Origin of the sequence: Roseburia sp. AF15-21 (assembly GCF_003479505.1) — a bacterium.
In the GTDB taxonomy this organism is placed as follows: Bacteria; Bacillota; Clostridia; order Lachnospirales; family Lachnospiraceae; genus Roseburia_C; species Roseburia_C amylophila.
The window spans coordinates 39,162-47,742 of the sequence record NZ_QUHG01000014.1 but is presented as its reverse complement, the minus strand read 5'-3'; the positions used below and the strand labels follow the sequence as shown (position 1 = coordinate 47,742).

9 protein-coding genes are annotated in these 8,581 nt (G+C 42.7%); 1 reads left to right on the top strand and 8 read right to left on the bottom strand.

The window, feature by feature from the left end; all coding sequences use genetic code 11:
- Positions 1 to 114 precede the first annotated feature (114 nt).
- Positions 115 to 498 (bottom strand): hypothetical protein, encoded by a 384-nt coding sequence (locus DWW33_RS14790; protein WP_022243433.1) that lies wholly within the window; start codon positions 496 to 498, stop codon positions 115 to 117.
- Positions 499 to 516: 18 nt separating this feature from the next.
- Positions 517 to 1,275, bottom strand: coding sequence for an adaptor protein MecA (locus tag DWW33_RS14785; protein ID WP_118639773.1), 759 nt, complete (start codon positions 1,273 to 1,275; stop codon positions 517 to 519).
- Between the two features lie 165 nt (positions 1,276 to 1,440).
- Here DWW33_RS14785 and DWW33_RS14780 point away from each other — a divergent pair, with 165 nt between their 5' ends.
- On the top strand, positions 1,441 to 2,760 hold the full coding sequence (locus DWW33_RS14780) for a DNA polymerase Y family protein (RefSeq protein WP_118639772.1): 1,320 nt from the start codon (positions 1,441 to 1,443) through the stop codon (positions 2,758 to 2,760).
- Here DWW33_RS14780 and DWW33_RS14775 read toward each other — a convergent pair.
- From DWW33_RS14775 to lon, 6 genes are read right to left on the bottom strand one after another with little or no spacing between them, the layout of a single operon-like run.
- Positions 2,666 to 3,097, bottom strand: a complete 432-nt coding sequence (locus DWW33_RS14775; protein WP_118639771.1) for a hypothetical protein — start codon at positions 3,095 to 3,097, stop codon at positions 2,666 to 2,668. The genes DWW33_RS14780 and DWW33_RS14775 overlap by 95 nt on opposite strands.
- A complete protein-coding gene (locus tag DWW33_RS14770; protein WP_117698540.1) occupies positions 3,090 to 3,905 on the bottom strand; it encodes a metal ABC transporter permease in 816 nt (271 codons plus the stop codon). The genes DWW33_RS14775 and DWW33_RS14770 overlap by 8 nt, the downstream gene beginning before the upstream one ends.
- Positions 3,902 to 4,648 carry a metal ABC transporter ATP-binding protein gene (locus DWW33_RS14765; protein ID WP_022243439.1) on the bottom strand — a complete coding sequence of 249 codons (747 nt, stop codon included), beginning with the start codon at positions 4,646 to 4,648 and terminating at the stop codon, positions 3,902 to 3,904. The genes DWW33_RS14770 and DWW33_RS14765 overlap by 4 nt, the downstream gene beginning before the upstream one ends.
- Entirely contained in the window at positions 4,645 to 5,649 is a 1,005-nt protein-coding gene (locus DWW33_RS14760; protein WP_118639770.1) for a metal ABC transporter substrate-binding protein, read from the bottom strand. The genes DWW33_RS14765 and DWW33_RS14760 overlap by 4 nt, the downstream gene beginning before the upstream one ends.
- Positions 5,639 to 6,232 carry a ribosome biogenesis GTP-binding protein YihA/YsxC gene (gene yihA / locus DWW33_RS14755; protein ID WP_022243441.1) on the bottom strand — a complete coding sequence of 198 codons (594 nt, stop codon included), beginning with the start codon at positions 6,230 to 6,232 and terminating at the stop codon, positions 5,639 to 5,641. Before yihA ends, DWW33_RS14760 begins: the two co-directional genes overlap by 11 nt.
- A 14-nt stretch (positions 6,233 to 6,246) precedes the next feature.
- Positions 6,247 to 8,574, bottom strand: coding sequence for an endopeptidase La (lon, locus tag DWW33_RS14750; protein WP_118639769.1), 2,328 nt, complete (start codon positions 8,572 to 8,574; stop codon positions 6,247 to 6,249).
- Positions 8,575 to 8,581: the final 7 nt, after the last annotated feature.

The following is an 8,581-nucleotide window of genomic DNA, read 5'->3' as shown; positions in this document are numbered from 1 at the left end:
CTATAACGCATAAAAACACCCTCCTTACTGGTTGTCCAGTAAAGAGGGTACATATCATACATACAATCGTTCTTCCGGGGTCTTTTCTATCTTTACTGTTTATTTTGCCTGCTTTTATAAATCTTTAAGCACATCATCATAAAGGGCATCTAGCATTTCCTTTAGCTGCTTTTCAATGGTATCAAAATAAATTTCTGCTGTATCGTTGTCAAATTCCATCTCATTGCCGATTTCCATCACAATGTCAAGGATTCCGCTGTTCAACTCATCAATTGCATTTTCCACAATCTCTTCAAAAGTGCAGTAGGCATCGCCTGTCATATGCACAATAAAATCTTTCTTATCTATCTTTCCACGGAATTTGTATTCATCGGTAAAAAGGCTCCAGCCATCTCCGGCTGCCTCCCGCATCTCATTCCGAATGGATTTATAATCCAGTGGGACATAGTTCTGCTTAAAAAATTCTTCAAAAGATGCTTTATCCTTATATTCTTCCATTCCAATTCCTCTGTCTGTCTAAATTTCCTGTAAATGTTCTAACGCCTGCTCCGGCAAAATGCATTTTCCATGCTCCATAATATATGCCCGGGTCGGTCCATGCGCATAAATATCATCTGCAAATTCCAAAGAAGCACTTAAAAGACGACAAAGCTGTTTATCACTAAGTTCTCCCTTCTCAAGCAAAAGATAATAAGCATCCTCCCTGGTCAGATAATAAAGACTGCTCTTCATTGGCAGTTCCAGACGGACGCCCTTGGCATAAAAAATTGCACGTTCCATGCTTGCAAAGCAAAGCTGATAAAAATTCCGGTCTTTTAGTGTAAAGCCACCGGTAGACTGTTTCTTATCTGTGCTTTCTTCCGCCTTGGAATCTGACTGCTCCGGCTGTATTTCTGCAATGCCTTCATCCGTATGATTCTGATTTGCCAGCTCTTTTGACGTCTGTTTCAGCTTTTCAATATCAGGAGCATTCTTAACCAGACTTTCTACTGCAGACTTCAGATTTTCCAACATATTGCTGATGCCAAGCTCCGGCTTCTCCGAAAAAGTAAGTGCCAGTGTATGCTCCGGCAGTACTGCAACCTGAATGGTAATATTTCCACCCTGTACTTTATATCCGACCTCTTCTTCTGCCATGGAAATAATCTTACGCAGAAACGTTTCTGTTCTTCCGTCATTCTGCAGAAAATCATCTACTTCCAGCCCATTTTCCATTAATTCTTCTTCTGAAATAATACAGCGCACCGTATCCACATCGATTCTTTTAAATCTCATAAACAATCACCTGCCATTATTCTCGCTGCGTTTTCCCTTATTTGTAACCTTACTATACACTAAAAGCCCTTTCTTTTCAACCGGAAAGCTTTTATAATATAGGTATCCAAGGTATTAAGCCCGTAAACAGCCGGCAATTCCATAATACGGTAAAGGAGGAGCATTATGCACCGGATTATCTTTCATATTGATGTCAATTCTGCTTTTTTAAGCTGGAGTGCTGTTGACCGCCTAGAGCATGGTGAAACTTTAGATATCCGCGCTATACCGGCAATTATTGGCGGTGACTCTGCTACAAGACACGGTGTGGTTCTTGCCAAGTCTGTGCCTGCCAAAGCCTATAAGATTGTCACCGGCGAACCGGTTGCCAATGCTTTACGCAAATGTCCTACCCTTATGCTGGTTCCGCCGGATCATGCCATGTACCAGAAAAAAAGCCATGCACTTATGGAACTGCTACATACCTACACCGATGATATCGAGCAGCTTTCCATAGATGAATGTTTTCTTGACTTTACGCCCATTGCCCACCGGTATGAATCTCCTCTTGCAGCAGCCAAAATCATTTCTGCAAATATTAAATCACGATTTGGTTTTACCGTTAATATTGGAATTGCTCCAAATAAGCTTCTGGCGAAGATGGCAAGTGATTTTACCAAGCCGGATCGGATTCACACTCTTTTTCCGGATGAAATTGAAAAAAAAATGTGGCCGCTTCCGGTGGATGATCTCTACATGGTAGGGCATTCCAGTGCTGCCCGGTTGAAAGCACTTGGCATCCGTACCATCGGAGAACTTGCAGCCACTGACCCGGATTACCTCCGGCAGGAATTCAAAAGCCACGGCACACTGATGTGGGAATATGCCAATGGAATCGGAGATGACCATGTGCATTCTACCAAGCGGGAAGCCAAGGGGATTGGCAATTCCACCACTTTAAAGGAGGACGCCCGCACCTTAGCAGATGCAAAAAAGGTTCTTCTCTCTCTTTCCGAATCTGTATCCATGCGCCTCCGGAAAGAAAAAATGTTAGCCCAGAGTATTACGGTAGAAATCCGCTATCATGATTTTACGAATACTTCCCACCAGTGCAGTCTCCTCTCAGCCACAAATACTACAGATGCCCTTTATAAAACTGCCGTTTCCCTTTTCCAGCAGCTCTGGAATAGTGAACCTGTCCGACTCCTTGGCATCCGTACCAGCCGTCTGCTTTCTGAAGATGCACCGGTGCAGCTTTCTATTTTTGATTATACAGCCGATTCATCGGCATCTGCCATGATTTCCACAGAAAGTACAGCTTCCGGCAATCCACTCCCAGATGGCAACAAAAAAAACCGCACCCAGATGCCTTCTGCCAATAAGCAAAAGCAACTGGATGCAGCCATTGATTCTATTCGGAAACGTTTTGGGTCGAAGGCTCTTGTCCGGGGGAGTTTTCTTCCGTCTCCTGAGTCAGATCCGAAAAAGAATCATCCATCGGACTGACGTTTGAGATGGTATAGTAGAATAATGGATCCGGAAGTTCATCCTTATATCCATTATCGTTTAATATAAACTGGAAGGTTCTGTTACTGCTTCCCTCTGCATCACTATAGGTTAAGAGGGAGGTCGTTACAAGATAACTTCCATCCTCTTGTGCAATCCAGTCGTCAAGCTGTGCCTGCACCGTTGTATCCTCACCATAAGGCATCTGAAATGCCCCTTTATCTATAATGTAACTCTTACTTTCATTCTCATAGCGGATTGCAGTAAACTTCCTGCCAGAAGAAAGGTAAGTAAAAGTGCGCCTTTTCTTCCCTTTTTCGTGGTTCTCATCATGCATTTCTCCTTCCGTATACATAAGTTGCAAAATAAATGATGGCTGCTACAATCACAATCATCGGACCGGTTGCAACATTGGTAAAATAGGAAATCATCAATCCGAGCAATCCCGAAAACAAGGAAAAGATAACAGAAAATAAATGATATTCCCGCATGTTGACCGAAATATTCCGGCTTGCTGCTGCCGGAAGAATCAGCAGTGCATTGATGATCAAAATTCCAATCCATTTAATGGAAAGCATTACAATTAATGCAATAAAAATTGCAAAAATATTTTCTATCAGCTTCACCCGGATTCCCCGGCTCTTTGCCAGTGCCCGGTGCAGGCTTACTGCATTTAACTTATTAAATGCCATGCCCCAGAAAATCAGTGTTGCCGCAAAAATCAGAATCAGATAAATAATTTCCTTTTTAGAGATGCTTAAAACATCACCTACCAAAAGACTGGAATATTTGCTGAAATTGCCACCTTTCGATAAGATGGCCAGTCCCACAGCAATACACGCTGAAGAAAAAACGGAGATAATCGTATCTCTGGATGCCGATGCTTTACTGCTGATATAGTTTAGTAATAGTGCAAAAATTACTGCAAAAATAATCATGGATAAGGTCGTATCTGCAACTCCCATCACAACGCCAAGAGCAATTCCCGTCAATGCAGAATGACCTAATGCATCTGAGAAAAATGCCATTTTGTTATTTACAATCATGGTTCCAAGGATTCCAAACAATGGTGTGATAATCAGGATTGCGATAAATGCATTCCGCATAAATCCATAAGACCACCACGCGGTAAAAAATTCTATCATCCCCGCACCTCCATATCTGTAAATACCTGTTTAAAAGCATCACTGTCATAGACTTCCTTCGGTGTTCCCTGGGTCAGCACTTTGCCATCTATGAGAACCACATGGTCTGCATATTTTCTTACATAATCAAGATCATGGGAAATCAGCAAAACTGCCAGGTCAAAATTTTCCTTCAGATATTCGATATTCCGGTAAAATAACTCCATCCCATTCTGGTCAATACCAGACACCGGCTCATCCAAAAGCAGCAGATTCGGTTCATCCATCACCGCCATGGAAAGAAGTACACGCTGTAATTCCCCACCGGAAAGATTACATACCTGCTTGTCAATCAAATGCTCGGCTTCAAACATTTTTAAGCTTTCTTTGATTTCCTGATATAGTTTTTTGCTCTTATATAAAAATACCGGCCGGTTGGACTGATAGCTTGCAATCATATCATAGACACTGACCGGAGTGGATTTCTCGATATTTAGATTCTGTGGTACATAACCAATCTTAAGCTTCTGGATATGACCATTTTCCCGGTCCTTAAATTCAATGCTTCCCGTGTGTGGAATGTCATTTAAAATAGCCCGGATCAGAGTTGATTTTCCTGCTCCGTTCCGACCAATCAGTACCGTCAGTGTTCCACAATGAATATGCAGATTCACATCTGACAATATCTGCTGTTCTCCAATAGTAACACCCAGATGGTTAATCCGGATACAATGCAGTCCACATGGTTTTACTATTTTTCTCATTCTGCAAAAGCCTCCTTCAGCAGTTCCATATTATGTCTCATTGCATCAAGATAGCTGTCCTTTTCATACTCCCCGCGGGTTAAGGTATCAAGATAACATACTTTCGCATCGGTCTCCCGTTCTACCGTATCTCCCATATCTTTGCCATAGAGTTCTTCTGCCAGCACCACTGATATATCATTCTTTTCAATGGCTCCCATCACATCTGCCACTTCACCGGCACTGACCTGACGCTCCTCATCCAAATCCATGGTATAGGAAATCTCCATATCGTAGTCCTCTGCCACATAGGCATAGGCTTCATGGAAAATAACAATATGCTTTCCTGATAATTCTTCCTTTAAGGACTGCTGCTCTCTCTCTAAATCCTCAAGCTTTGCCAGATACTCCTTTGCATTGCTTTCATAGGCATCCTGATGCTTCGGATCTATCCTGCAAAGACCTTCTAAAATATTTTCCACCTGCTGTTTATATAACGCAATGCTCATCCATGCATGGGCATTCACATCTCCGTGATTGTGCCCATCTTCATGAGTATCCTCGGTATCTCCGTGGATATGCTCCTCTGCAGCATCTTCATGGGCATCTCCGTGAGCATGTTCCTCTCCTTCATCCTCTTCGGACAAAAGATTAAGTCCCTCGCAGGCATTTACAATGGAAAGATTCTTATAATCTGCTGCCACATCCGATAAAAAAGATTCGATTCCGCCACCATTTACAATAAACACATCTGCACCGGAAAGGAGCTTCATGTCTGCCGGAGTCAGCTGGTAATCGTGAAGGCAGCCGGTCTGCGGCTCACTGAGATTCTGCAAATCCACACCCGGAGTGTCTCCGATGACATTCATTGCTGCAATATACATCGGATAAAAGGATGTTACTACCGTAAGTTCACTATCCTGCTGTTTTGTCTCTTCTTTTACATATAATTGTGTCAGTCCTGCACCAGTCAATAAAAGTACCAGCAAAAGAACCGTTACAAATACATATTTATTCTTCATAGCCAACAGCCTCATCCATAATCTGCCAGATTTCTTCCCTGCCCTGCTTGGTTACTGCAGAAAACGGAACAATTACCGTCCCAGGTTTTACTTTCAGACCTTCTTTTACTGCCTTGATACATTTTGGCACCTGGCTTCTCTTCAGCTTGTCCAGCTTGGTTGCCACAATAACCGGATCAAAGCCCTGATGGATAATCCAGTCATACATCAGTTTATCATTGGCAGACGGGTCATGCCTGATATCAATTAGTAAGAATACCCGGCGCAGCTGCTTTGAGGTATGCAGATAATTTTCAATCATTTTACCCCATTTTGCTTTCTCACTCTCTGCTACTTTCGCATAACCATATCCCGGCAAATCCACCAGATACATGGCATCATTGATATTATAGAAATTAATGGTCTGTGTCTTTCCCGGCTGTGCAGAGGTTCTTGCAAGGGATTTCCGGTTCATCAGTGCATTAATTAATGACGACTTTCCAACATTGGATTTTCCTGCAAATGCCACCTCCGGCAATGTATTCTCCGGAAGCTTACTGGTAACACCACACACCGTTTCCAAGTTTACTTCTTTTATAACCATTTTCTGCTCCTTTACTACTCTTTTACAAAAGCAACCTTTAAGATATCTTCGATGGTATCTGCATAGACAATTTCTAAATCCTTTTTAATCTCTGCTGAGAGTTCCTCAATATCTTTTTCATTTTTTCCCGGCACACAGACTGTCCGGATACCGGCATTTTTCGCTGCTAATGTTTTCTCTTTTAATCCACCAATCGGAAGCACTCTGCCGCGGAGGGTAATCTCTCCTGTCATGGCAACATCAGCACGCACCTTTTTCCCGGTAATGGCAGAAAGCATTGCGGTTGCCATGGTAACACCGGCGGACGGTCCATCCTTTGGTACGGCTCCTTCCGGAATGTGGATATGTATATCATGTTTGGTAAAGAAATCGTCCGGTATCTGATACTGCTCACTGACAGAACGGATATAACTGATTCCAGCCTGTGCAGACTCTTTCATGACATCGCCAAGCTGTCCTGTCAGTTTAAATTCACCCTTTCCCGGCATTACATTTACTTCGATTTCTAATGTATCACCACCGACACTGGTCCATGCCAGTCCCCGGACAATACCAACCTCGTCCTTCTCATTCTTCTTATCAAAGGTATATTTCTCTTTGCCAAGATAATGTTCTAAGTTCTTTGTGCTTATAGTAACTTTCTTTTTCTTGCCCTCGTAAATCTCTCTTGCTGCTTTTCTGCAGATTTCACCGATTTTGCGTTCTAAGTTACGCACACCGGCTTCTCTTGTATAGCTGCGAATCAGCTGCTCAATTGCACCATTCTGGAATGTAAGCTCTGATTCCTTTAAGCCATTTTTCTCAATCTGCTTTGCTATAAGATGCTCTTTTGCAATGTGAGCCTTTTCATTTTCCGTATAACTGCTTACCTCAATCAGCTCCATACGGTCTAACAGAGGTCTTGGTATTGTCTGTACGGAATTGGCTGTCGCAATAAACAATACCTCAGACAAATCTACCGGAAGCTCCACATAGTGGTCCCTGAAATGGCTGTTCTGCTCATTATCCAATACTTCCAGCAGTGCAGAAGATGTATCTCCCTTATAATCACTGCTAACTTTATCAATCTCATCTAAAAGCATCAGCGGGTTCTTTACTCCGGCACTCTTTAAACCATTGATAATTCTGCCCGGCATTGCCCCCACATAGGTCTTTCTGTGTCCACGAATCTCTGCCTCATCACGGACACCGCCGAGACAGATTCTGACATACTTTTTATTCAATGCTTTTGCCACAGAACGGGCAATGCTTGTCTTGCCGGTTCCAGGAGGTCCCACCAGACAGATAATTGGACTTTCTCCTTTATGAGTCAGATTCCGGACTGCCAAGAATTCCAGCATACGCTCTTTTACTTTTTCCAGTCCGTAGTGGTCTTCGTCTAAAATTTTCTCTGCATTAGCTAAATCTTTATTATCCTTAGAAGCCTTATTCCATGGCAGTTCCAGCAATGTCTCAATATAGCCTCTGCTGACTGCACTTTCCGAAGAACTGGATGCAATATTCTTAAAACGCTCAATCTCTTTTTTAATTCTCTCTTTGACCGTCTTATCTGCCTTCAGCTTCTTTACTTCCTCTAAAAAGTGTTCCGCATCTGACTGTGTATTATCCTCACCTAGTTCTTCCCGAATCAGTTTCATCTGTTCCCGCAAAAGATATTCCTTCTGATTCTTATCCACGCGTTCTTTCACCTTCGCCTGAAATTCATTTTTCAGGGAAATAACTTCTACTTCATTAAGCAGAATTGCCATTAAAGTCTCATACTGGGAAGTGAGATCTACTGCCTCTAAGATTTTCTGTTTCTGGGTATAATAAAGCGGCAGATTGTATGCAACCTGCTGCATCAAAGTTCCAACGTCCTGCTGTTCTTCTACATGACGTAAGAATTCTTTGCTCATATGTCCATTGGCTTTTTGATATTTCAGTACGGTTTCCCTGATACAGCGAAGCATTGCTTCCTTCGCTTCCGGCATCAGTTCTTCCTCTTCTGCCGTTTTTTCATCAAAAAGGATGACCTCTGCCATCAGATACTTCTCCTGTGACAGAAAAGAGGCTAACTCGCCTCTTTCCAATCCTTCTACCAAAACACGCACGATTTCATTTGGCATCTTTATTACCTGCTTTACTTCAGCAATAACACCAATCTGATATAAATCATCCCTGGCCGGCTCCTCTACGGAAGCATCCTGCTGTGTAATCAGGAATATTTTCTGGTCTCCAACCATCGCCTCTTCTATGGCATGAATGGAACGGTCCCTGCTAATATCAAAATGAGCCACCATTCCCGGCAGAATGGTCATTCCACGAAGTGCAACTGCCGGTAAATGAATTACTGTCCTGCTCATCCTTTTC

Excerpts from the sequence above, each read along its gene's own strand:
- yihA (WP_022243441.1), bottom strand. The coding sequence starts at position 6,232 with ATGGTTATAAAAGAAGTAAACTTGGAAACGGTGTGTGGTGTTACCAGT.
- DWW33_RS14775 (WP_118639771.1), bottom strand. The coding sequence starts at position 3,097 with ATGCATGATGAGAACCACGAAAAAGGGAAGAAAAGGCGCACTTTTACT.
- DWW33_RS14765 (WP_022243439.1), bottom strand. The coding sequence starts at position 4,648 with ATGAGAAAAATAGTAAAACCATGTGGACTGCATTGTATCCGGATTAAC.
- DWW33_RS14790 (WP_022243433.1), bottom strand. The coding sequence starts at position 498 with ATGGAAGAATATAAGGATAAAGCATCTTTTGAAGAATTTTTTAAGCAG.
- DWW33_RS14760 (WP_118639770.1), bottom strand. The coding sequence starts at position 5,649 with ATGAAGAATAAATATGTATTTGTAACGGTTCTTTTGCTGGTACTTTTA.
- lon (WP_118639769.1), bottom strand. The coding sequence starts at position 8,574 with ATGAGCAGGACAGTAATTCATTTACCGGCAGTTGCACTTCGTGGAATG.
- DWW33_RS14785 (WP_118639773.1), bottom strand. The coding sequence starts at position 1,275 with ATGAGATTTAAAAGAATCGATGTGGATACGGTGCGCTGTATTATTTCA.
- DWW33_RS14770 (WP_117698540.1), bottom strand. The coding sequence starts at position 3,905 with ATGATAGAATTTTTTACCGCGTGGTGGTCTTATGGATTTATGCGGAAT.
- DWW33_RS14780 (WP_118639772.1), top strand. The coding sequence starts at position 1,441 with ATGCACCGGATTATCTTTCATATTGATGTCAATTCTGCTTTTTTAAGC.